The organism is Wenxinia saemankumensis, assembly GCF_900141735.1.
GTDB classification, from domain to species: Bacteria; Pseudomonadota; Alphaproteobacteria; order Rhodobacterales; family Rhodobacteraceae; genus Wenxinia; species Wenxinia saemankumensis.
This window is the reverse complement of sequence record NZ_FQYO01000002.1, coordinates 136,283-158,694: the sequence shown is the minus strand read 5'-3', so window position 1 is coordinate 158,694 and position 22,412 is coordinate 136,283. Positions and strand designations below refer to the sequence as shown.

At 72.4% G+C, this 22,412-nt stretch carries 18 protein-coding genes; 9 read left to right on the top strand and 9 right to left on the bottom strand.

Annotation, left to right across the window (positions count from 1 at the left end):
- Positions 1–6 precede the first annotated feature (6 nt).
- Complete coding sequence (locus tag BUE30_RS04530) at positions 7–1,134, bottom strand: hypothetical protein (RefSeq protein ID WP_073326684.1); 1,128 nt, start codon at positions 1,132–1,134, stop codon at positions 7–9.
- A gap of 196 nt (positions 1,135–1,330) precedes the next feature.
- A complete protein-coding gene (locus BUE30_RS04525) occupies positions 1,331–2,416 on the bottom strand; it encodes a coiled-coil domain-containing protein (RefSeq protein ID WP_073326683.1) in 1,086 nt (361 codons plus the stop codon).
- 118 nt (positions 2,417–2,534) lie between these two features.
- On the opposite strand from BUE30_RS04525, the gene BUE30_RS04520 reads away from it, so the two are divergent.
- Positions 2,535–2,873 (top strand): cupin domain-containing protein, encoded by a 339-nt coding sequence (locus BUE30_RS04520; RefSeq protein WP_073326682.1) that lies wholly within the window; start codon positions 2,535–2,537, stop codon positions 2,871–2,873.
- A gap of 78 nt (positions 2,874–2,951) precedes the next feature.
- Here the strand turns inward: BUE30_RS04520 and BUE30_RS04515 are convergent, their stop codons facing one another.
- On the bottom strand, positions 2,952–3,872 hold the full coding sequence (locus BUE30_RS04515) for a L,D-transpeptidase (RefSeq protein ID WP_083601126.1): 921 nt from the start codon (positions 3,870–3,872) through the stop codon (positions 2,952–2,954).
- Positions 3,873–4,089: 217 nt separating this feature from the next.
- Complete coding sequence (gene yghU / locus BUE30_RS04510; RefSeq protein ID WP_073326681.1) at positions 4,090–4,920, bottom strand: glutathione-dependent disulfide-bond oxidoreductase; 831 nt, start codon at positions 4,918–4,920, stop codon at positions 4,090–4,092.
- 202 nt (positions 4,921–5,122) lie between these two features.
- On the opposite strand from yghU, the gene BUE30_RS04505 reads away from it, so the two are divergent.
- The 4 genes from BUE30_RS04505 to BUE30_RS04490 all read left to right on the top strand — a co-directional run bounded on the left by BUE30_RS04505 (position 5,123) and on the right by BUE30_RS04490 (position 9,644).
- Positions 5,123–6,124: a P1 family peptidase gene (locus tag BUE30_RS04505; protein ID WP_073326680.1), complete on the top strand. Its 1,002-nt coding sequence runs from the start codon at positions 5,123–5,125 to the stop codon at positions 6,122–6,124.
- A 330-nt stretch (positions 6,125–6,454) separates the two neighbouring features.
- Positions 6,455–7,117, top strand: a complete 663-nt coding sequence (locus tag BUE30_RS04500; RefSeq protein ID WP_073326679.1) for a potassium channel family protein — start codon at positions 6,455–6,457, stop codon at positions 7,115–7,117.
- A gap of 1 nt (position 7,118) precedes the next feature.
- Entirely contained in the window at positions 7,119–8,462 is a 1,344-nt protein-coding gene (locus BUE30_RS04495; protein WP_073326678.1) for a TrkH family potassium uptake protein, read from the top strand.
- Between the two features lie 18 nt (positions 8,463–8,480).
- On the top strand, positions 8,481–9,644 hold the full coding sequence (locus tag BUE30_RS04490; protein WP_073326677.1) for an MFS transporter: 1,164 nt from the start codon (positions 8,481–8,483) through the stop codon (positions 9,642–9,644).
- Positions 9,645–9,689: 45 nt separating this feature from the next.
- On the opposite strand, the gene BUE30_RS04485 is transcribed toward BUE30_RS04490, so the two are convergent.
- From BUE30_RS04485 to BUE30_RS04470, 4 genes are all read right to left on the bottom strand, one after another.
- Positions 9,690–11,759 carry a hypothetical protein gene (locus BUE30_RS04485; protein WP_073326676.1) on the bottom strand — a complete coding sequence of 690 codons (2,070 nt, stop codon included), beginning with the start codon at positions 11,757–11,759 and terminating at the stop codon, positions 9,690–9,692.
- 85 nt (positions 11,760–11,844) lie between these two features.
- Positions 11,845–14,634 carry a DUF4159 domain-containing protein gene (locus BUE30_RS04480; RefSeq protein WP_073326675.1) on the bottom strand — a complete coding sequence of 930 codons (2,790 nt, stop codon included), beginning with the start codon at positions 14,632–14,634 and terminating at the stop codon, positions 11,845–11,847.
- Positions 14,635–14,770: 136 nt separating this feature from the next.
- Entirely contained in the window at positions 14,771–15,646 is an 876-nt protein-coding gene (locus BUE30_RS04475) for a DUF58 domain-containing protein (protein WP_073326674.1), read from the bottom strand.
- Positions 15,643–16,647, bottom strand: coding sequence for an AAA family ATPase (locus BUE30_RS04470; protein WP_073326673.1), 1,005 nt, complete (start codon positions 16,645–16,647; stop codon positions 15,643–15,645). Before BUE30_RS04470 ends, BUE30_RS04475 begins: the two co-directional genes overlap by 4 nt.
- A 97-nt stretch (positions 16,648–16,744) precedes the next feature.
- Between BUE30_RS04470 and BUE30_RS04465 the strand changes: the two genes are divergently transcribed.
- The 4 genes from BUE30_RS04465 (at position 16,745) to pdeM (ending at position 21,427) form a co-directional block, all read left to right on the top strand.
- Positions 16,745–17,344, top strand: coding sequence for a DUF1285 domain-containing protein (locus BUE30_RS04465; protein WP_073326672.1), 600 nt, complete (start codon positions 16,745–16,747; stop codon positions 17,342–17,344).
- Entirely contained in the window at positions 17,341–17,991 is a 651-nt protein-coding gene (locus BUE30_RS04460; RefSeq protein WP_073326671.1) for a hypothetical protein, read from the top strand. Before BUE30_RS04465 ends, BUE30_RS04460 begins: the two co-directional genes overlap by 4 nt.
- A gap of 217 nt (positions 17,992–18,208) precedes the next feature.
- The gene (locus BUE30_RS04455; RefSeq protein WP_073326670.1) at positions 18,209–20,614 is read left to right on the top strand and encodes a ligase-associated DNA damage response DEXH box helicase; all 2,406 of its coding nucleotides are present in this window, start codon (positions 18,209–18,211) and stop codon (positions 20,612–20,614) included.
- Positions 20,615–20,740: 126 nt separating this feature from the next.
- The gene (gene pdeM, locus BUE30_RS04450) at positions 20,741–21,427 is read left to right on the top strand and encodes a ligase-associated DNA damage response endonuclease PdeM (RefSeq protein ID WP_073326669.1); all 687 of its coding nucleotides are present in this window, start codon (positions 20,741–20,743) and stop codon (positions 21,425–21,427) included.
- A gap of 6 nt (positions 21,428–21,433) precedes the next feature.
- On the opposite strand, the gene folD is transcribed toward pdeM, so the two are convergent.
- Entirely contained in the window at positions 21,434–22,336 is a 903-nt protein-coding gene (gene folD, locus BUE30_RS04445; RefSeq protein ID WP_073326668.1) for a bifunctional methylenetetrahydrofolate dehydrogenase/methenyltetrahydrofolate cyclohydrolase FolD, read from the bottom strand.
- Between the last annotated feature and the right edge of the window lie 76 nt (positions 22,337–22,412).

Below are 22,412 nucleotides of genomic sequence, written 5' to 3'. Positions count from 1 at the left end.
CTGCCGTCACCTGTACCGCGCCACGGCGCCCGAGGGCGCGACGGCGAACTTCGCCACGTCCCGGAAGCCCGGCGGGTCGAGCGCGGCGAGCGCCTGGTAGATCCGCTGCGGCATCACGACCGATCGGGTGGTCGCGCTCGCCCCCGTCTCGGCCCCCCGGGCCGAGAACGGGTCCAGCGTGTAGACCTGCCGCTCCACGCTGCCGAACCAGCCCGAGCGGACGCGCTCGGCACCTGCCGCGCGCAGGTCCTCTTCCGTCCAGGCCAGGGCCCAGTCGTCGCCCTCCGGCGCGCGGGCCTGGTCGAGCACGTCATGGATCGGCCCCGTCTGCGCGGTGAAGCTGCGCGAATACATCGGCCCGACATGGATGCGGCGCAGCCGGGTCGGGTGCAGGTCCGCGAAATCCTCGTCGAAGCCGCGCGCGATGGTCAGCAGCTTTAGCCCGTCGAGCGATTGCGCCATCAGATGCGCCTGGACGGCGGGCCAGCGCGACTGGTCGCGGGGCAGGCTGTGCCAGCCGGTATCCTCCACCTCCATCAGGTAGATCGCCGGCAGGTTCACCTGCCCGTCATAGACCGCCCAGCGCAGCAGGAAACGCCGTCGCTCGCGCCCGTCCACGCTGTCGGCCCCCAGCCAGGCCGGCTCGGGATCGTTGCGAGCGAGGAAGAGCGCGCCCTTCGCCAGCTCCTCGTGGTAGAGGCGCTGGGAGAGGGTGAATTGCAGCCGGGTCGGGATCTGCCGCTCGCCGACGATCTGCCGGACCATCTGGTCCTTCAGCTCCTCCACCCCCGGACTCTGCCGCAGGTGAAGCTCGGCTTGGGCCATGTCGTTGGCCATCAGCAGCAGCTCGGCCAGCACCGGAAAACCGCTCTCCACCCGGTCGAGCGTCACCTTGCTGGCGCGCGGAAACCGGCCGGAGAGGTGGTACTTGTGGCCGAGCGCCCGGAACGTGTTGGTCAGCGCGACGAGGTAGCGCGCGATGCCGTCGATCTCGTCGCGGGTGAAGCGCCCCTCCGCCTCCATCAGTCCCGCCACCCGGCCGAGATGCCCGGTGATCGCGCCGAACTTGCGGAAGTAGCGGCGCGTCGCCGCCAGGTCGGCCAGCTCGTAATGGTCGAGGGCGGGGTCAGCCATCGCCATCCTCCCGCGCGCGGCGGGACCCGAGCGGACGCGCGGGCCACGAGGCCGGCGCCGCACCGGCAGGGCGGGCCGACACCTCGCGGGCCGACACCTCGCGGGCCGGCCGCGCAGGTCCGGCCCCCGGGGCGGCCGGGCGACGTGCGGCCGTCACCGCCCCGCGGCCGCCCAGGTCCGACGGGATCCGTGCCACCTAGCGCTCGCCGGCCCCGTAGAGGTTCCTGTCGTGCTTCTCGACGATGGCCGCGAAGCGGCGGGCGAACCGCTCGTCGGCCCGCGCCTTCGCCTCGAGGACGTCGCGGGCGAAGACCATGTGATCCTCGTGCGCCTCGAGCATCTCGGCCATGCGGGTGTTGGTGGCCGAGCCGATCGCGGCCATGGCCGTCTGCGCCTCCTGGTCGGTCTTGACCCCGATCTCGTTGATCCGGTGCGCCACGTCCTGCTGCTGCGCGGTCTTGAGCGATTTGGACAGCGCGTCGTAGAGCACGACCCGCTGCTTGGTGTCGGTCTGCAGCTTGTTGATCAGCACCATCTGCGTCGCCGCCTGGTTCTGCAGGCTGTCGATCCAGGTCTTGCCCTTCTCGATGTAGCGTTCCAGCGTCTGCGACTTCGCCAGCTTCACCTGCTCCTGCCGGACAAGCTCGTTGTGGCGGGCGTTGATCCCGGCCAGCTCGCTTTCCAGCCTGGTCCGGGCGGCGGCGTCCTGCTCGACGCCGATCCGGTTCTCGAGCTCGATGATGCGCGGATCCATCGCCGTGATCTCGGCCCGCACGCCCTCCAGCTCGGCCACGACGGCCTCGCGCTCGGACAGGGTGGACGAAAGGTTCGTCTCCACCTTGTCCTTCTGCTCCTCCAGCATGGCGAGCTGGCCCTCGAGCAGGCGGACGATCACGTCGGACTTCGCGATCAGGTCCTGCAGCTTGTCGTCGATCGAGGCGGCGCGGATCCTCTCCTCGCGCATCGAATCGGACCTTGCCGAGGAGAAGATCCCGACGAAGCTCTCCCACCCCGTCTTGCTGCGCATCTCGTCGAAATCGCGGCTGAAGGCCGCGGTCACGTCGTCGAGGCCCATGATGAGCTCGGCGATGTTGGCGTTCATCAGGTCGGTATGGGCATGGACCTCTTCGAGCGAGGCATTCTCGATGTCGATGGAGGCGTCCTGCCCCGAGGCCATCTTCTGCCGGGCGATCTCGATCCGGCTGGTCAGCTCGGCGATCCGCGACTGCGCCTCGGCTACCTGTGCCTGGCTTTCCGCTACCTGGGTGTCGAGATCGGCCATGTCGTGCCCGCCTTGCAAATGCCTTTGACTATGCGCGGCAGGATAGGCTGTCCTCGCGCGGCAGGACAAACGCTAAAAGCGGGCATCGGGCCCGTTTTCGACTGCGGGAGGGATCGCGATGACATCGCTGGCGCATATCGACGGCACCGGCCCGGGCGAGGAGGGGCGGCCCGACCCGGCCCGCGTGATCTCGGGCGATCCGGTCTGCACCACCTGGGACAGCGAGGAGGCGGAGGGGCTGCATGCCGGGCGCTGGCGGGCAACGCCGGGGGCCTGGCGCGTCGTCTACGACGAGTGGGAATACTGCCACATCCTGGAGGGGCTGTCCGTCCTGACCGAGGAGGGCGGCGCCCGACGCGAGCTGCGCCCCGGCGACAGCGTTGTGATCCGCCCCGGTTTCCGCGGCACCTGGGAGGTCGTCGAGACGACGGTGAAGGATTACGTGATCCGGCTCTGACCGTTCCGGGCCGTCCCTGAACGACGGACGCCCGCCCCCTTCCTTCGGGGACGGGCGCGTCTGGTCGGTTCCGCGGGTCTAGGGGGCCGCGAAGGGGCTCTGCACCATCGGGGCCGTCTGGCCGGACGCGGTCTCGCCGGTCTCGGCCTCGATCGGCTCGCCGTTCACGACGCCGTCGAAGATGTCGTTGCCGTGGCGCTCGCGCTGCTCGGCCACCGCCGCGTAGACGCGATCGGGATCGGAATAGACCGGCGGCAGCTCGACGCCGCGATTGGCCAGCGCCTCGCCCTCGATCCGGACGCTGTCGGCATAGGTGCGGACGACGACGCGGGTGTCGAGCGGAACGCGGTCGAACAGGTCGATCACGTCGTGATTGAACATCCGGATGCAGCCGGCCGACCCCGAATTGCCGATCGAGCTCATGTCGTTGGTGCCGTGGATCCGGTAATAGGTGTCGCGCCCGCCGCGGTAGAGGTAGAGCGCGCGCGCGCCGAGCGGCGAGGCAAGGCCGCCGGGAACGCCCCCGGCGAAGGGGCCGTAGACGTCGGGCTCGCGGCGCAGCATGTTCGCGGTCGGGGTCCAGGACGGCCATTCGACCTTGCGGCGGATCACGGTGGTGCCGGACATGCCGCGGCCCTGCCGGCCGACGGCGATCGGGTAGCGGATCGCCTGCCCGCCATCCATCACCCAGTAGAGGAACTTGGCGTGCGGATCGATCTCGATCGTGCCGGGCGCCTCGTCGCCGCGATAGGTCACGACCGCGCGGCGGTTCACCCCTTCGAGATATTCGGGCGGCACCGGCGGCAGGCGGAATTCGTGGTCCTGCAGCACGCCGTAGCCGTCGACGATCTGGCTGAAGGGGATGCCGTCGACCATCTGCTCCACCTGCGGGGCGTTCGAGACCGGCGCCGAGGAGGCGCAGGCCGCGAGGATCGCGGTGGCAGCGAAAGCGGCGATGAGTCGGGCCCGGGACCGGGCCGCGTCGATCAGGGATATCATGGCGGCAGCCTTGCAAACTTGTGGCCGCTCCCCCCCGGGAGCGCTTTGGTGCCTAACCTAGCGGGGGCTCCCCCGGTTGCAAATCGGGGGGCGAAGAATCCGGCGGCGCGGCGCCGGGATTGCAACAGGGGGAAACACGACGCGCCCGCCCGGCGCGGGCCGGACGGGCGGGCGGGATAGGGACGGGACCGGCGGCGACCGTCCCCCTCCCTGCGGGTCAGCCCAGATCGATTCCGTCGAAATCGGCGGCGGAATGGCGTTCCTTCATGTCCTGGCTGTTGACCTTGCGGCCCCGCTTCACCGCCGGGCGCGCGCCGATCTCGTCGGCCCAGCGCAGCACGTTGGTGTAGTCGTTCGCGCTGAGGAACTCGACCGCGTCGTAGACGTCGCCCTTCGCCACTCCGCCATACCAGGGCCAGATCGCCATGTCGGCGATGGTGTAGTCCTCGCCCGCGACGAAGCGGCTCTCGGCCAGTCGCCGGTCCAGCACGTCGAGCTGGCGCTTGGCCTCCATCGTGTAGCGGTCGATCGGATATTCGAGCTTCACCGGGGCGTATTTGTAGAAGTGGCCGAAACCGCCGCCGAGAAACGGCGCGGAGCCCATCTGCCACATCAGCCAGTTGAAGGTCTCGGTCCGTGCCGGCCCCTCGGGTGCGAGGAACGCGCCGAACTTCTCGGCCAGGTGGACGAGGATCGACCCGCTCTCGAACACGTGCAGCGGCGCGGCGCCGGTGCGGTCGACGAGGGCGGGGATCTTGGAGTTCGGGTTGATCCCGACGAAACCGGAGCCGAACTGGTCCCCCTCGCCGATATTGATCAGCCAGGCGTCGTACTCGGCCTCGTATCCGGCCTCGAGCAGCTCCTCGAGCAGGATGCCCGCCTTCTGCCCGTTCGGCGTGGCCAGAGAATAGAGCTGGAAGGGATGCTCGCCCTCGGGCAGGTCCTTGTCATGGGTCTGACCGGCGACGGGGCGGTTGATCGAGGCGAACTGGCCGCCACCGCCCTTGTTCCAGGTCCAGACCTTCGGCGGGGTGTACTCGTCGGCCATATCCGTCTCCTCGTCGTGGTTGGGGGGCGAGGTATGGCGGGCCGGGGGCAGCGCAAGGGGTGACAGGACCCTGTGCGGAGGGGCACAGTCCGCAGGGGCGCCGCGCGGCGGCGGAGCGCCGGGGGCGCCGCCCCCGGTCCCCCGGGAGTACTTGCGGCAAGATAAGGGGGCGGGCGGAGCCGCTCCGGTCGGAGAGGGCGGCATGCGGGCTGGACGACGCAACGCGATCACGGATGTCGAGGGGCTGCTGGTCGGGCATGCCGCCGACGGGGCGTTGAAATCGGGGGTGACGGTGCTGACCGCGGCGGTGCCCTTCGTCGCGGCGGTGCATGTGATGGGCGGCGCCCCCGGCACGCGCGAGACCGACCTGCTGGCGCCGGACCGGTCGGTCGGCGGGGTCGACGCGCTGGTCCTGTCGGGCGGGTCGGCCTTCGGCCTCGCCGCCTGCGACGGGGTGGCCGCGGGGCTGCGGGCGGCGGGCCGCGGATTCGCCGTCGGGCCGGCGCGGGTGCCGATCGTGCCGGGCGCGATCCTGTTCGACCTGCTGAACGGCGGGCGCAAGGACTGGGACGAGAGCCCCTATCCCGCCCTCGGCCGGACGGCCTTCGACGCGGCGGGGCCGGAGGTCGCGCTGGGCAGCGTCGGCGCCGGGACGGGCTGCACGACGGCGGATCTCAAGGGCGGGCTCGGCACCGCCTCGGCCGTGCTCCCCTCGGGCGTGACGGTGGGGGCGCTGGTGGCGGTGAACGCGGTCGGCTCGGCCCTGGTCGAGGGCGGGCCCTGCTTCTGGGCGGCCCCGTTCGAGCAGGAGGGCGAGTTCGGCGGCCGCGGGATCGGCCCGGCGGCGGCGCCCCGCCTGCCGGCGACGAAGCTGGGGCGGGCGGAGGGTGCAAACACGACCATCGCCATCGTGGCGACCGACGCGGCGCTGACCAGGGCCCAGGCGCAGCGCGCGGCTGTCGCCGCGCATGACGGGCTCGGCCGGGCGCTGCTGCCGGCGCATACGCCGATGGACGGGGATCTCGTCTTCGCGGCGGCGACCGGCGCGAGATCCGTGCCGGAAGAGGACCTCTGGCAGATCGGGCATGCCGCGTCCGTCGTGCTCGCGCGGGCCGTGGCGCGGGGCGTGTTCCACGCCGCCCCCGCGCCGGGCGATCCCCTGCCCTGCTGGCAGGAAAGGTTCGGCGCCCGGGAGCGGGGCTGACGGACCCGGCGGCGACCGGCCCCGCGAAAAGGGGCCCGCGCGCGGGGGCCGGGGCCCATCGCGAAATCGGGTAGACCCGCGGCAGTGGCGAGACCGGAGCCGGGCGCCGCCGCGCCTCCCGCGGCCCCGGACACGGGCGACCCCGACCTTCGCCGCGCCCCCGCGGCGCGGGCCTCCACCGTACCTCCCACGGCACTGGACTTCGCCGCGCCCCATGGCGCTGGACTTCGCCGCGCCTCCTGCGGCACTGGACCTCGCCGCGCCTTCCGCTGCACTGGACTTCCCCGCGCCCCGCGCTCATTCCTGCCGGCAACCCGGAGACGCGACAGCATGGGTCACAGACCGCAGACATTCGCCGTGATCGGCCTCGGGACCTTCGGGTCGATCATCGCCACCGAGCTGATGCGCTTCGGCAACCACGTGATCGGCGTCGACATCGACCGCAAGATCGCCTCGGACCATGCCGAGGATCTGAGCCAGTCGCTCATTCTCGACAGCAAGGACGAGGCCGCCCTGCGCGAGGCGGGGATCGGCGATTGCGACGCCGCCATCGTGGCGATGGCAAGCGACCTGGAGGCGTCGATCCTGACGGCGATGAACCTCAAGCTGGTCGGCGTGCCGAAGGTCTGGGCCAAGGCGCTGAACCGCACCCATCACCGCATCCTGGCCAAGCTGGGCGTCGACCGGGTGATCCACGCCGAAGAGGAGATCGGCCGGTCGATCGCGCAGATCCTGCACAACCCCTACATCCGCGACTACGCGGCGCTGGGAAACGGCTTCCACGTGGTCAACTTCACCGTGCCGGAAAGCCTGGAAGGGCGCCGGCCGCGCGACATGGACGTGCTCGCCCGGTTCGAGGTGCGGCCGATCGGGGTGATGCGGGGCACCGACTGGCTGGGCGCGTCCGAATGCGACGCGCCCCTGCAGGTGGACGACCGCCTGATCCTGCTCGGCACCCGCGCGAACCTGCGCGCCTTCGCCGAAACGATCTGACGTGGCCCGGCCGGTCATCGTCCGGCACCGGGCGCGGCGGGGCCTGCCGCCGCCCGCCCTCCTGGCGGCGCTCTACCTCGCCGTGATCGTCGCGGGGACGATCCTGCTGTCGATGCCGATCGCGCAGGCGCGGCCGGTCGGGCTACTCGACGCCTTCTTCACCTCGACCTCCGCCGTCACGGTGACCGGCCTCGTCACGGTCGATCCGGCCAGCCATTTCACCTGGTTCGGCGAGGCGGTGATCATGGGGCTGATCCAGGTCGGCGGGCTCGGCCTGATGACCTTCGCCGCCTTCCTGCTGCTCACGCTCGGCATCTCGATCGGGATGCCGCAGCGCGTGGTGATCGGCGAGGAGCTGGGCGACACCACGATGGAGGGGCTGGCCCGGCTGGCCAAGCTGATCCTCTTGATCGCCCTGGTCGCCGAGATCGCGGGCACCGGGATCCTGGCGCTGACCTTCGTGCCCGAGCAGGGGCTCTGGCCGGGCCTCTGGTCGGCGCTGTTCCACACCGTCTCGGCCTTCAACAATGCCGGATTCGCGCTGCAGGCGGACAGCCTGATGGGCTATGTCGGCGATCCGCTGGTCAGCCTGCCCATCGCGGCGATGTTCATCCTCGGCGGGCTGGGGTTCATCGTGCTCGGCGATCTCTTCCAGGCGCGGAGCTGGCGCGAGCTGTCGCTCCATTCCAAGCTGATGATCGTGGGCTCGGTCCTGCTGCTGCTGCTCGGCTGGGTCCTCGTCGCGGTGCTGGAATGGACCAATCCGCGCACGCTCGGCGGGCTCGCCTCGACCGGGGACCGCCTGCTCGCCGCCTTCTTCCAGTCGGCCACGACGCGGACGGCGGGGTTCAACTCGCTCGACACGGCGGGGCTGGAGGATGCCACGACGATCCTCGTGATGGCGCTGATGTTCGTGGGGGGCGGATCGACCTCCACCGCCGGGGGGATCAAGGTCACGACCGCCATCGTGCTGATCCTCGCCACGCGCGCCTTCTTCCGGCGCCGGCAGGAGCTGTCGGTCTTCGGCCGGTCGCTGGGGCTGGAGGAGGTGATGAAGGTGATGGCGCTGACCACCGTCTCGCTGGCCCTGATCGCGCTGGCGCTGTTCCTACTGTCGGTCCGGCACGAGGGCGACATCTTCGACCTGACCTTCGAGACGATCTCGGCCTTCGGCACGGTCGGCCTGTCGCGGGGCGCGACCGGCGATCTCGACGCCTTCGGGCAATGCGTGATCTGCTTCGTGATGTTCATGGGCCGGGTCGGCCCGCTGACGCTGGGCTTCTTCCTCGCCACCCGGGCGACGCCGCGGGTCGCCTATCCGCGCGGACAGGTCTATCTGGGCTGAAAGAGGATCCTCCCCCGCATGCCCCTGCCCGCCCGTCTCGCCAGTCCCGAAGCAAGGTGCGGGCTGTTCTACCTCAGCCAGATGACGACGATGGGCGCGGCCAACGGCTATGCCGGCATCTGGTTCGCGGACCAGGGTCTGAGCGGCGCGCAGATCGGCTGGATCAACGCCGCGCCCATCTTCGGCCTGCTCTGCCTCAATCTCTTCGTCGGGCGCGTCGCCGACCGGGCGGATGACTGGCGCAGCGTGATCGTCGCCCTGATGGCGCTGGCGGCGGTGCTGAGCGCGGGCCTGTCGCTGGCGGCCGGCTTCGTCGGGATCCTGCTCGTCTGGGGCGCGGCGCATACCGCGCTGGGCGCCGGACTGCCGGTCGCCGACGCCGCGACGCTGAAGCTGACCGAGCGGCGGGGCAGCGAATACGGGCCGATCCGGGCGCTCGCCACGGTGGGCTATCTCTGCGCGCTGGTGCTGGTCGGCCTGATGGCCGGGGCGTTCGGGCCGGGGGTGTTCCTGCCGCTCTTCATCGGGTTCGCCCTGCTGCGGGCGCTGGCCGCGACCGCCCTGCCCCGCTTCCGCGCCCCGCCGGGAGAGGAGGGGGAGGCCCGCCCGGGCGCGACCGCCCTCGGCCAGGTGCTGCGGCCGTGGTTCCTGCTGCCGCTCGGCGGGGCCTGCGTCATCTTCGGCTCGCATTTCATCCTCAACGCCTTCCAGGCGCTGCTCTGGCAGCGGCAGGGGATCGGCGTCGGGACGATCTCGCTGCTGATCGCCTTCGGCGCGGTCTGCGAGACGGCGTTGTTCTGGTTCTGGCCCCGGATACGCCATCTGGCCAGCCTGCGGGCCCTGCTCGCCTTCGCCGGGGCGGTGGCGGTGCTGCGCTGGACCGCCTTCGCCTTCGCGCCGCCGGTGGCGCTGCTCTGGCCGCTCCAGGCGCTGCACGCGATCACCTTCGCGCTGACGCTGATGGCGAGCCTCGCCTATGTCAGTTCGCATGTGACCGAACAGATCGCGGCGCAGGCGCAGGCGGTCTTCGTGATGATGCAGGAGGTGATGTCGATCGTCGCCCTGCTGTCCTTCGGCGCGATCGTCGACGCCTACGGGGTGGGCGCCTACGGCTTTTCGGCCCTCTTCGCCGCCTGCGGGGTGGCGCTGATCCTCGCCTCCCTGCGGCTGCGGGTACCCTAGACCGGGGGCGCGCCGGGCCGTCGCCGCGAGGCGACCGCCGCGTCGCTACCGCCGCCCCTCGCGGATCCAGGCGGCGAGGATGAGCGCCGCGGCGAGGATCAGCCAGGCCCAGGCCGGCAGGATCGGTGTCACGTTCAGGCCCGAGGTGAGCGACGCCTCGCGCGGGGTGAGGCCGATCCAGCCGTTGCCCACCGCGACGCGGCCGGGCCGGACGTCCCGCAGGCGGGGCATCCCGTCCGAGAGCTCGGTGACGCCGCCATTCGTCGCCTCGGCCAGCGGCCCGAGCACCTCGCCCGAGGCGATCGTCTGCTCGAATTCGCGCGGCGCGGCGGGGCCGAGGGCGATCACCGCCTCCTCGATCCCGTCGGTCAGGCGATAGAGGCCGATCTCCGGCGCCTCCCAGACCCGTTCCCACCGGCCGGGAGAGACCTGGTCGAGCGAAAGCACCGTCTCGGTCCCGTCCGGCGCCGTGACGGTCACGTCGGGCACCTCCTCGGAGAGGGTGCGGCGGACGATGCGCATGGTCTGGCCCTGCGGCTCGACCCAGAGCGCCTCCTCCTCGAGTTCGGGCTCCTTCATCATCCAGTGGGCGAGCCGGCGCAGCAGCTCCAGCTGCGGCCCGCCCCCCTCGTAGCCGCGATCCCACAGCCACGACTGGTCCGAGCCGAGCAGCGCGACGCGCCCCTCGCCCACGCGGTCGAGAACCAGAAGCGGCGCGTCGCCGTCGCCCGACATCAGCACCTCGGTCTCGGGCAGCAGCTCCAGCTGGACCTGCCGGAACCACCGCCCCCAGCCGGGATTGCCCTCTTCGTCCGGCGGCGTCGCGGCGTAGTCCGTCAGCCCCTCGGTCACCGGGTGACGCTCGCCCAGATCGGTCAGGCGGGGCAGGAAGCCCGTCTCGCTGACTTCGGCCGTCGGCATGGCGGGCAGGATCGTGGCGAGGGGGGAGCGGTAGATCGATTCCGCGCTCGCGAATTCCGGCCCCGCGGCCACCAGCACCGCCCCGCCGCCGCGCACGTAATTGGCGATGTTCTCGAGATAGAGCGTCGGCAGGATGCCGCGCCGGGAATAGCGGTCGAAGATAATGAGGTCGAACTCGTCGATCTTCTCGACGAAGAGCTCGCGCGTCGGGAAGGCGATGAGCGACAGCTCGTCCACCGGCACCCCGTCCTGCTTCTCGGGCGGGCGCAGGATGGTGAAGTGGACGAGGTCGACCGAGGCGTCCGATTTCAGCAGGTTCCGCCAGGTCCGCTCGCCCGGATAGGGCTCTCCCGACACCAGCAGCACCCGCAGCCGGTCGCGCACGCCGTTGATCTGGACCACCGCCTCGTTGTTGCGGTCGGTCAGCTCGCCCTCCGCCACGGGCGTGGCGAATTGCAGCACGTTCATCCCGCCATGCGGCAGGGTGATCGGCAGCTCCATGTCCTCGCCGACCGGCACCTGGAACTGCATCGGGGCGCCGCCGTCGACGGCGATCGACAGGGGGACGAAGGTGTCGCCGGGCCCCGCGCCCTGATCCTCGACCCGGATCGTCAGCTGCACCTCCTCGCCCAGGATGGCGAAGGCGGGGGCGTTGCGGACGATCAGGCGGCGGTCCCAGTCGCCCTCCTCTCCCGTGAGGAGAACGTTCATCGGGGCGGGGACCGGGGCGGCGATGTCGGCGTCATGGATGCGCCCGTCGGTGACGAGCACCGCGCCGGCGATCCGGCCCTGAGGCTCCTCGGCCAGGGCCTCGGCGAGGGCGGTCATGAGGCGCGTGCCCTCGTCCCCCTCGCCGTCGCCGACGCGGATCACGCGCAGCTCGGTATTGCCCCGCGCGGCGACCTGCGATTCCAGGCTCTGCAGCGCCGCCTCCGTCTGGTCCGGGCGGGTGGCGATGCGCTGGCTCGCGCTCTCGTCCACCACGGCGATCACGATGTCGGAGAGCGGGTCCGCCTCCTCCTCGCGGAGGGCGGGGTTCGCCACGGCCAGGACGAGGGCGGCCAGACCGATCAGCCGCAGCCACCAGCCGGCCAGACGGCGCCATGCGGCGAGGATCACGAAGACGATTGCCAGCGCGCCGAGGCCGGCGATCACCGGCCAGGCGAGCAGCGGGTCGAAGGTGATGGAGGTCATGCCGGCCTCGCGGGGCTAGGACGTTTCCGCGCATCGCGCGCGGGTCCGGCCCGGAAACGGGCCATTGACTTGCACTCTTGCGACCTCACTGGCCCAGCCGCTCCAGCAGGGCGGGGACGTGGACCTGGTCGGATTTGTAATTGCCGGTCAGCACGTGCATCACGAGGTTGACGCCGAAGCGGAAGGCGATCTCGCGCTGCCGCTCGCCCGCCATGCCGCGCCCGACCGGGTAGAGATAGCTGCCGTTCTCGCCCACCGCCCAGGCCGCGGCCCAGTCGTTGCCGCCGACCACGACCGGCGTCACGCCGTCGTTGAGGTTGCGGAAGGGCATCCCCTCCACCGCCTGCGCATCGGGGGGCGAGGCCTCGACCCAGATGTCGCGCGAATTGTAGCGGCCGGGGAAGTCCTGCAGCAGGTAGAAGGTGCGGGTGAGGACGTGGTCCTCGGGGACCGGCTCCAGCGGGGGGATGTCGAGCGGCAGGGCGAGGGCCTGAAGCTTGCGCCCCTCCGGCGTCTGCGAGCCGAAGCCGCCCAGATCGGCGTCCCGCGTGTCGAACAGGATCATGCCGCCGGAGCGCAGATAGGTGTTCAGCTTCTCGTAGGCGGCGTCCGAGGGGATCGGCTGGTCCGCCGTGACGGGCCAGTAGAGCACCGGAAAGAAGGCGAGCTCGTCCCTTTCCAGGTCGACGCCCATCGGGGTCGCGGGTTCGACCGAGGTGCGCGCCGCCAGGACGCGGGACAGGCCGAGCAGCCCGGCGGCGGCGGTCTCGTCGACCTGCGGATCGCCGGTCAGGACATGGGCGAGGACGACGCTCTCGGTCGCCTCGACCGCGAAGGCATCCTCCGGTCCGCTCTCCTGCGCGCGCGCCTCCCGGGGCTGCGACAGGCCGCCCGCGAGAACCGCCAGCACCAGGGCGGCCGCCCGGGAAGCGGACCGGGCGGCAGGTCGGCCCAGCTTGCCCGACAGCGCCAGCGCGGCGATCACGTCGATCATCAGCGCGGCGGCGGCGGCGGCCAGCAGCCAGCCCTTCAGCGGGAGTTCGCGGAGCACGGCGAGACCTTCGATCGGGATGCGGGACGGCCAGGCGGCGGGGGCGAGCGTGTCCTCGGCCCCGATCACGTTGACCGCGAGTCGCCTGTCCTCGCCGGCATAGAGGCCGGGCGGCAGGTCGGGGCCGGGCTCGGGCGCCACCAGCCGCTCGCCCGGCACGCCGGGCATCGTGTCCACCCGCTCCAGCCGGCCCGCGGCGTCCAGCACCTCCTCCGGCGTCCAGACGGTGCCTTCCATCTCCTCGATCTCGGCCGCGCCGGGCCGGGTGGAGACGGAGAGACGCTCGAGCATCCGCACGAAGAGACCGGAGAGCGGCAGGGTCGACCATTCGGCGTTGGCGGTGACGTGGAAGAGCACGACCTGCCCCTGCCCCAGCGCGCTGCGCGTCACCAGCGGCGTTCCGTCCGAGAGCTGCGCGATGACCGAGGCGGCGAGCGAGGGGTCGGGCTGGGCCATGACCTGCGCGCCCACCGTCACGTCCTCGGGCACCGCGAGACCGTAGAAGGGCGAATCCTCGGCGAAGGGGGCGAGCGTCTTGGGCTCGCCCCAGGACATCGCGCCGCCGACGTTCCGCCCGCCCGCGCGCAGCCGTACCGGCATCAGCACGTCCTCGGTCGTGCGCCCGACATCGGACGCGGCGAGGCGCGGCCCGGCGAAGCGCAGCAGCAGCCCGCCGCCGCGCACCCAGTCCTCGACCTCGGCCCGCTCCGTCTCGGACAGGGTCGCGACATCGGCGAGGACGATCACGTCGGGATTGGCGGGCACGAGGTCCGAGAGGGGTCCCTCCAACAGGTCGGCATTCGGCTCCAGCGCGTTGCGCAGGTAGTAGAGCGGCGCGAGCAGCTCCAGCCCCTCCTCGTCCGAGCCGCCTGCGACGAGCGCGATCTCGCGCCGGCGCAGGCTGTCATCGGCAAGCGTCACCGCCCCGGCGCTGCGCTGGCCGACCACCTCGAAGCGCGTCACGCGGTTGCGCAGCTCGGGCGGCAGGTCAAAGGCGGCGGTCGCGACCCCCTCGCCCGCGGCGAAGGTCGCGGGGGCGGCGGCGAGCTGGCGCTCGATTCCCGCGGGATCGAGGCCGATCGCGGCCACGCGTGCCTCGGTCTCGGGCCCGGTCGGCGTGCGGATCGCCTGGACCGCGACCTGACCGTCCTCGGTCGTGGCGGGCCGCAGGGCCAGCACCTGGCGGGGCGACTGGTAGACGCGCACCGATCCCCGCGCCTCGAAGGCGGCGAGCAGCTCCGCGCGGCCCGGCCGGTCCAGCCCGTCGGACAGCCAGATCGTGTCGAACCCGCCCTCAAGCGCCTCCGCCCAGTCCTGCGCGGCGGTGCCCGGCGCCCAGGGCTTCGGCTCGAGCGCCGGCAGGGCGGAGCGGGCGGCCGCCGGGTCGGAGAAGACGGCGCCGCCGGCCGGCGGATCGGTGAGCGCGGCCACGAAGACCGGGCGCCCGTCCGTCGCCGCCTCGTCGAGCAGCGCCTCGACCCGGTCGATCCGCTGGGCCCAGTCGCGGGCATCGGCCCACGACGCGTCGAGCGCGACCAGGAGCGGTCCGCTCCCGCCCTCCTCGGCGCGCGGGTTCAGGATCGGCCCGGCGAAGGCGAGGATCACCGCGGCCACGGCCGCCATCCGCAGCAGGAGCAGCCACCAGGGCGTCCGGTCGGTCTGCGCCTCGTCGTCGGTCAGGCCGAGCAGCAGCGCCACGCCCGGAAAGCGGCGGCGGATCGGCGCGGGCGGCACCGCGCGCAGGATCAGCCAGAGGACCGGCAGCGCCGCGAGGCCGAGCAGCAGCCAGGGCGCGGTGAAGCCGAGGGGGCCGAGGGTCAGCATGGCCGGTCCCTCCCGTCACGCGGGGCGGCGAGCGGCGAAGGGGGGCTGTCTGCCCCCCTCTTGGCCTGCGGCCAATTCACCCCCCGAGAGGTATTTGGGGCAAGATAAGAGCCGAAGGGGAAGGTCGGGACATGGGTCATGCGCGCCGACCCAGCGCCTGATGGATCCAGAGGAGCGCCTGCGCCGCGCTGCGATCGGTGTGGTGGATCGAGACCTGCCAGCCGGACAGGGCGGCGAGATCCTGCAGCCGCGCCTTCCGCTCGGCCAGGCGGGCCAGGTAGCGACCGCGCAGATCGCCCGCCTGCAGCGTCTCGTGCCGCTGGGTGCCGGCCATGGATTCGAAGATCGTCCGCCCCGAGAAGGGGAAGGCCTCCTCCTCGGGGTCGAGCACCATCAGGAGGACGCCGCGGACATGGCGGTCGGTAGCCTGCGCGAGGGCGGCCTCGACCGCATCGAGCGGGCCGAGGAAATCCGAGATCAGCAGCGCCCGCCCGTAGGGCGGGGCCAGCGAGAGGTCGGGAGCGCCGTGCTCGCCCTCGTGGCTCTCGCCCAGCCGGGCGGCGATCCGTTCGAGCGCGGGGCGGCCCGCACCCGGGGGCAGTTCGGCCGAGGCGAGGCCGACGCGCTCGCCCGCGCGGACGAGGAGGATGGCGGCGGCGAGGCCGAGGAGGCGGGCGCGGTCCGCCTTGGCCGGCTGGCCGGCGCTGGCGAAGCCCATCGAGGCGGCGGCATCGACCCAGAGCATGACGCTCTGCGCGGTCTGCCATTCCTTGTCCTGCACGAAGGGGGTGTCGCCCCGAGCGGAGCGGCGCCAGTCGATCCGCCGCGCCGGGTCGCCGGGGCCGGCGGGACGGTACTGCCAGAAATCGTCGCCCGTCCCGGGCCGACGCCGCCCATGCTCGCCGAGGAGGACGGTCGCGGCAAGCTCGCTCGCCTCGGCCATCAGGGGCGGCAGCGGCGCGGCCAGCGCCTCGGCGCCGGCCCGCAGGGAGAGGGCGGCGGCCTCGCTCACGCGGCGGCCTCGACCTTCGTCACGGCGGCGGAGGTGCGGTCGATCAGCGCGGCCAGATCCTCACCCCGCGCGCGGGCGGCGAAGGAGAGGGCCATGCGGTGGACCAGCACGGGCGCGGCGAGGCGGCGCACATCCTCGGCCGAGGGGGCGAGCCGGCCGGAGAGCAGCGCCTCGGCCCGCACGCCCAGCATCAGCGCCTGCGCGGCGCGGGGGCCGGGACCCCAGCTGACCGCCTCGCGGATGTGCTGCGGGGCCGTGGGATCGTCCGGCCGGCAGGCGCGGACGAGGTCGAGGATCATCTCGACGATCCCCTCGCCCACCGGCATCCGGCGCAGCGTCGTCTGCGCGTCCAGCAGTTCCTGCGTGGTGAGGACGGGTTCGGCGATCGCGTCCTCCACCCCCGTCGTTGCCATCAGGATCGACCGCTCGGTGTCCCGGGCCGGGTAGCCGAGGTCGATCCGGGTCAGGAACCGGTCGAGCTGCGCCTCGGGCAGCGGGTAGGTCCCCTCCTGCTCCAGCGGGTTCTGCGTGGCGAGGACGTGGAACGGCACCCCGAGCGGGCGGGACCGCCCGCCGACCGCGACCTCGCGCTCCTGCATGGCCTGGAGCAGCGCCGATTGCGTGCGGGGCGAGGCGCGGTTGATCTCGTCCGCCATGAGGAGCTGGCAGAAGACCGGCCCCTCGATGAAGCGGAAGGCGCGCGCCCCGTCCGCCGCCGTCTCGAGCACTTCCGAGCCGAGGATGTCGGAGGGCATGAGGTCCGGCGTGAACTGGATCCGATTCATGTCGAGGCCCATGACCGTGCCGACCGTCTCGACCAGTCGCGTCTTGCCGAGGCCCGGCACGCCCATCAGCAGCGCGTGGCCGCCGCAGACCAGGGCCGAGAGCACGAGCTCCACCACCCGCTCCTGCCCGATGAAGCGGCGGGAGATCGAGGCGCGGGCGCGGTCGAGCGTGTCGCCCAGCGTCTCGATCCGCTGGACGAGGTCGGTATCGGCCATGACAATGCTCTCCTGCCGTCTAGGTCACGCGGGGGGTCGGGGATGCGCGGCGCCCCCGTCTTCGAGAGCACTCAAACAGATACGCGAGGCGGTTTCGATGGCAAAGACAAGGAACCGTGAGACCCCCGGCACCGGCGGGGACGGGCCCAGCGCCGAGGGCCTGGCCGAGGCCGCGCGGGCGGCGGGCACCGAGGGGCTGCCCCCCGTGGAGCGCTGGGATCCGCCCGATTGCGGCGCGATCGACATGCGGATCGCCCGCGACGGCACCTGGTTCCACGAGGGCACGCCGATCGGCCGGCCCGCGCTGGTGCGTCTCTTCTCCACCATCCTGCGCAGGGACGGCGCGGATTACGTCCTCGTGACCCCGGTGGAGAAGGTGCGGATCGAGGTCGAGGACGCGCCCTTCGTCGCAGTGGATTTCGTGCGGGAGGGCGATGCGCTGGTCTTCGTCACCAATGTCGGCGACCGGGCCGCCGCGGGGCCGGACCACCCGATCCGCGTGGCGCGCGACCCGGCGAGCGGCGAGCCCTCCCCCTACATCCACATCCGCCGCAATCTCGAGGCACTGATCGACCGCAAGTCGTTCTACAGGCTCGTCGAGCTGGGCCGGATCGAGGCCGTCGACGGCACCGACTGGTTCGGGATCCGCTCCGGCGGCGTCTTCTTCCCCATCGCGCCGGCGGCCGAACTGGAATGAGGATTGCCCTCGACATCGATCCGGCCACCGGCATCGCGCCGCCGCTGGTCGGACCGGAAAGGGCGGCCGGGCACGGCTTCGCGGGGATCGCCTTCGCCGATCCCTGGAACCTGCCCGCGCAGGATCTGCGCCAGAGCCTCGTCCGGGCGCGCCTGCCGCTCGCCGCGATCGCCGCGCCGCCGCCGAACTACGCGGGCGGCCCGCCCGGATGGGCCGGACGGGCGGGGGGCGGGGCGCGCTTCGCCTCGGACCTGAGGCGGGTGCTTCGGCTGGCCGCCATCCTGCGGCCGGAGCTCATCGTCCTCCGCCCGGGCCCCGACATAGATGCCGGCGCCCTCGCGGCGGCCCTGCGGGCCGCGCGCGAGGCCGCGCCGGAGCAGGCCTTCCTGCTGCCGAGCGAGGCCGGCCACCTGCCCCTGGACCGGGCCCGGGACCTCGCCGCGACCGCCCGGATGAAGCTGACCGGCCGGGCGGAGGACCTGGAGAACCTGCCGGAGGGGACGCTCGCCGGGTTCGCCAAGATCCGGACGATGCGACCGACCGACCTCGTCCATCGCCTCGCGGCGATGGACTGGCCTGGCTGGGTCGTCGTCTCGGGCGATGCCGCGCGGCGGACCGGCTGGCTGTCGCCCTACCTGCGGGCCTGACAAGAGGGTCCTTCCTACCCCGGGCCTACGCCGGCCCGGCCCCCCCGCCCGCCTCCCGGCGCGATGGCCGGCTCCGCCCCGCGTCCCGAGCCGGGCCGCCGGGCGCGCCCGCCCCCTCCTTCGCAGGGTCGCAAATACCGCGGCGACCGGCCGCGGGGGCCGCGACGCCGCCGCGCCTGGCCTTGACCGGACCGCCCCCGCCCCCACCTCGCACCGCATGACCGCCCTGCCCCCGAACATCGCCGACTGGTTCCACCGGCAGGGCTGGGAGATCCATCCGCACCAGAAGGCGATGCTGGACCGGGCGGAGGAGCCGGCCCTCCTGCTCATCGCCCCGACCGGGGGCGGCAAGACCCTGGCCGGCTTCCTGCCCACCCTGGCCGAGCTGGCGGAGGGGGGCTTCGAGGGGCTGCACACGCTCTATGTCTCGCCACTCAAGGCGCTGGCCGCGGATATCCGCCGCAACCTCACCCGGCCGGTGAACGAGATGGCGCTGCCGATCCGGATCGAGGACCGGACGGGCGACACCCCGGCCTCGCAGCGCAGACGGCAACGGGCGGACCCACCGCATATCCTGCTGACCACCCCCGAGAGCCTCGCCCTGCTGATCTCCTACGAGGACGCGCCGCGGATGTTCGGCTCGCTCCGCCGGGTGATCGTGGACGAGATCCACGCCCTCGCCGAGAGCAAGCGGGGGGACCAGCTGATGCTCGCCCTGTCGCGGCTGCAGGCGATGGCGCCCGCGATGCGCCGGGTGGGTCTGTCGGCCACGGTCGAGGACCCGCCCGCCCTCGCCGCGCAGCTGGCGCGGGCGCCCGATCCCTGCCCGATCCTCCTCGCCGATCCCGGCCCGCCCCCCGATATCGAGATGCTGGTCACCGACACCCCGCCGCCCTGGGCGGGGGGCGGCGCGCATTACGCGATCCCGCAGGTGCTGGATCTCGTGAGGCGCCACCGCACGACGCTGATCTTCCACAACACGCGGGCCCAGGCCGAGATCTTCTTCCACCATCTCTGGCTCGCGAACGAGGAGGCGCTGCCGATCGGCATCCACCACGGCTCGCTCAGCCGCGCCGCGCGCGAGAAGGTCGAAGGCGCGATGGTGGCGGGCGAACTTTCCGCCATCGTCTGCACCGGCACGCTCGATCTCGGCATCGACTGGGGCGACGTGGACCTGGTGATCCAGATCGGCGCGCCCAAGAACGTCAAGAAGCTGGTCCAGCGGATCGGCCGCGCCAATCACCGCTACAACGCCCCGTCCAAGGCGATCGTCGTGCCCGCCAACCGCTTCGAGGTGGTCGAATGCGTCGCCGCGCTCGAGGCGGCGCGGGCCGGCGAACTGGACGGCGAGCCGCGCGGCCGGGGGCCGCAGGACGTGCTCTGCCAGCACATCCTGATCCGCGCCTGCGCCGGCCCCTTCGACGCGGACGACCTGTTCGAAGAGGTGCGCGCCGCCGGGGCCTATGCCGACCTCGCGCGGGCCGAATTCGACGCTTGCCTGAACTTCGTGGCGACGGGCGGTTACGCCCTGCGCGCCTACGACCGGTGGCAGCGGCTGAAGCAGGGTCCGGACGGGATGTGGGCGCTGCGCGATCCGCGCGCGACGACGCGGATCCGGATGAATCTCGGCACGATCATCGACTACGACAATGTCGACGTGCGGATGCGCCGCTCGCACCAGCTGCTGGGCGAGATCGAGGAGGGCTTCGCCGCCACGCTCCATCCCGGCGAGACCTTCCTCATCGGCGGGCAGGTCGTCCGCTACGAGGGGCTGAAGGAGATGGTCGTCGAGGTGTCGCGCCGGTCCGACAAGGAGCCGCGGGTCGCGACCTATGGCGGTACGAAGTTCTCCACCACGACCGAGCTGCAGCACCGCATCCTCGATCTGCTGAACTCCGGCGAGTGGGACGCCCTGCCCGGCCATACGCGCGACTGGCTGGCCCTGCAGCGGGACCGCTCGCTCATGCCGCGGGCGGACCGGCTGCTGATCGAGAGCTTCCCCTTCGAGAACCGCGCCCATACCTGCGTCCACGCCTTCGCCGGGCGCAACGCGCAGCAGACGCTGGGCCTTCTGCTGACCCACAGGATGGAGGAGGCGGGGCTGCATCCGCTCGGCTTCGTCGCGACGGATTACGCCACGCTGGTCTGGGGTCTGGACGAGGTGACCGATCCCGCGCCGCTGGTGTCGCGCGGGGAACTCGAGGACGGGCTGGAGACCTGGCTCAGCGGCAACGCGGTGATGAAGCGCACCTTCCGCAACGTGGGCATCATCTCCGGCCTGATCGAGCGGAACCTGCCGCAGTTGAAGAAATCCGGCCGACAGGCGACGTTCTCCTCGGATATCCTGTACGACACCTTGCACAAATACGACCCCGACCACCTCCTGCTGCGGATCACGCGGGACGAGGCGCTGCGCGGCCTCGTCTCGTTCGGGCGGATCGACGAGATGCTGGCCCGGACAGAGGGGCGGGTGGATCACGTCGTCCTCGACCGCCCCTCCCCCCTCGCGGCGCCGATGCTGCTGGAGCGGGGGCGCGTCCCGGTCGAGGGGGCGGGGCGCCAGCGGATCGAGGAGGAGGAGGCGGCCCGCCTGCTGAGGGAATCGGGGCTGGGCGCGCTCTGACTCCGGGCCGCTCGCCCGGCCCCGCCGGCGCCCGACCGGGCGAAGATCGGCGACGGCCGGTCTCCGCCCGCCGCGCGGCCGGACCTCTTGCACCGGTCCCGGGCCCCGCGCTAGAGCGAACGCAGCATGAACACGCTCGACATTCCCTTCGGCGGCCGGACGCTGACGATCCTGCCCTCCGGCGCGGTCTGGGACCGGGCGGCGGGCTGGCTCTGCGTCTCGGACCTGCATCTGGGCAAGTCCGACCGGGTGGCCCGAAGGCTCGGCCTGATGCTGCCGCCCTACGAGGTGGCCGAGACCCTGGACCGGCTCTCGGCCGACATCGCCGCGACCGGGGCGGCGGTGGTGATCTGCCTCGGCGATTCCTTCGACGACCTCGCGGCGAGCGCCGCGCTGGAGGAGGCGGCCCTGCACCGTCTCGCCGCGCTCCAGGTGGGGCGCCGCTGGATCTGGATCGAGGGCAACCACGATCCCGGTCCCTGCGGGCTCGCGGGGGAACATGTGGCAGAGTGGCGGGCGGACGGCCTGACCTTCCGCCATATCGCGGACCCGCGGGACACCGGGCCCGAACTGTCGGGCCATTACCACCCCAAGCACGGGATCGGCGGCGGCGCCCGCCCCTGCGTCCTGTTCGACGCGGCGCGGATGATCCTGCCGGCCTACGGGACCTATACCGGCGGGATGCCCGCCCGCGGCGCGACGCTCTCCGCCCTGTTCCCGGGCCGCAGCTTCGCGGTGCTGACCGGGCGCGCCCCGGTCCTGACGCCGGTCACCGCCGCGCCGCGCGGGCGGCCGATGCGACGGGTCGGCTGAGAGGGGTCAGGCCGTCAGCCCTTCGGGGGCGGGCAGGCCGCTCGCGCGGCAGCAGGCGGTCAGGGTGTTCGCCAGAAGGCAGGCGATGGTCATCGGCCCGACCCCGCCCGGAACCGGCGTGATCGCCCCGGCCACCCGGACGGCACTGTCGAAATCGACATCCCCGACAAGCCGCGTGCCGCCCTCGCCCTTCTCGGGGGCGTCCACGCGGTTGATGCCCACGTCGATCACCGTCGCGCCGGGCCGGATCCAGTCGCCGGTGACCATGCCGGGGCGGCCGACGGCCGCGACGACGATCTCGGCGCGGCGGACGATTTCGGCCAGATCGGCGGTGCGCGAATGGGCGATCGTCACCGTGCAGCTGTCGCGCAGCAGCAACTGGGCCATCGGCTTGCCGACGATGTTCGACCGGCCGATCACCACCGCGGACTTGCCCGACAGGGATCCCAGCGTGTCGCGCAGCAGCATCAGGCAGCCCAGCGGGGTGCAGGGCACCATCGCGTCCTGCCCGGTCGCCAGACGCCCCACGTTGGAGATGTGAAAGCCGTCGACGTCCTTTGCCGGGTCGATGGCGGTGATGACGGCGGATTCGTCCATGTGCGCCGGCAGCGGCAATTGCACGAGGATGCCGTGGACCGCCGGGTCGGCGTTCAGCCGGGCCACCAGATCGAGCAGCTCGGCCTGCGGCGTGTCCGCGTCCAGCCGATGCTCGAACGAGGCCATGCCCACCTCGACCGTCATCCGCCCCTTCGAGCGGACATAGACCTGGCTGGCCGGATCCTCGCCCACCAGCACGACCGCGAGGCCAGGGGTGATTCCGTGGGCCGCCTTCAGCCGCTGCACCTCGTCCGCGATGCGGGCCCGAAGGCCGGCGGCATGCGCCTTGCCGTCGATGATCGTCGCGCTCATGGGCTTTCCTTTCCGCTGGCCGCCCCGCGCCGCTTCTGGCGGCAGGCCCCGCCCCTGTCGACCCCATTTCCGGCAT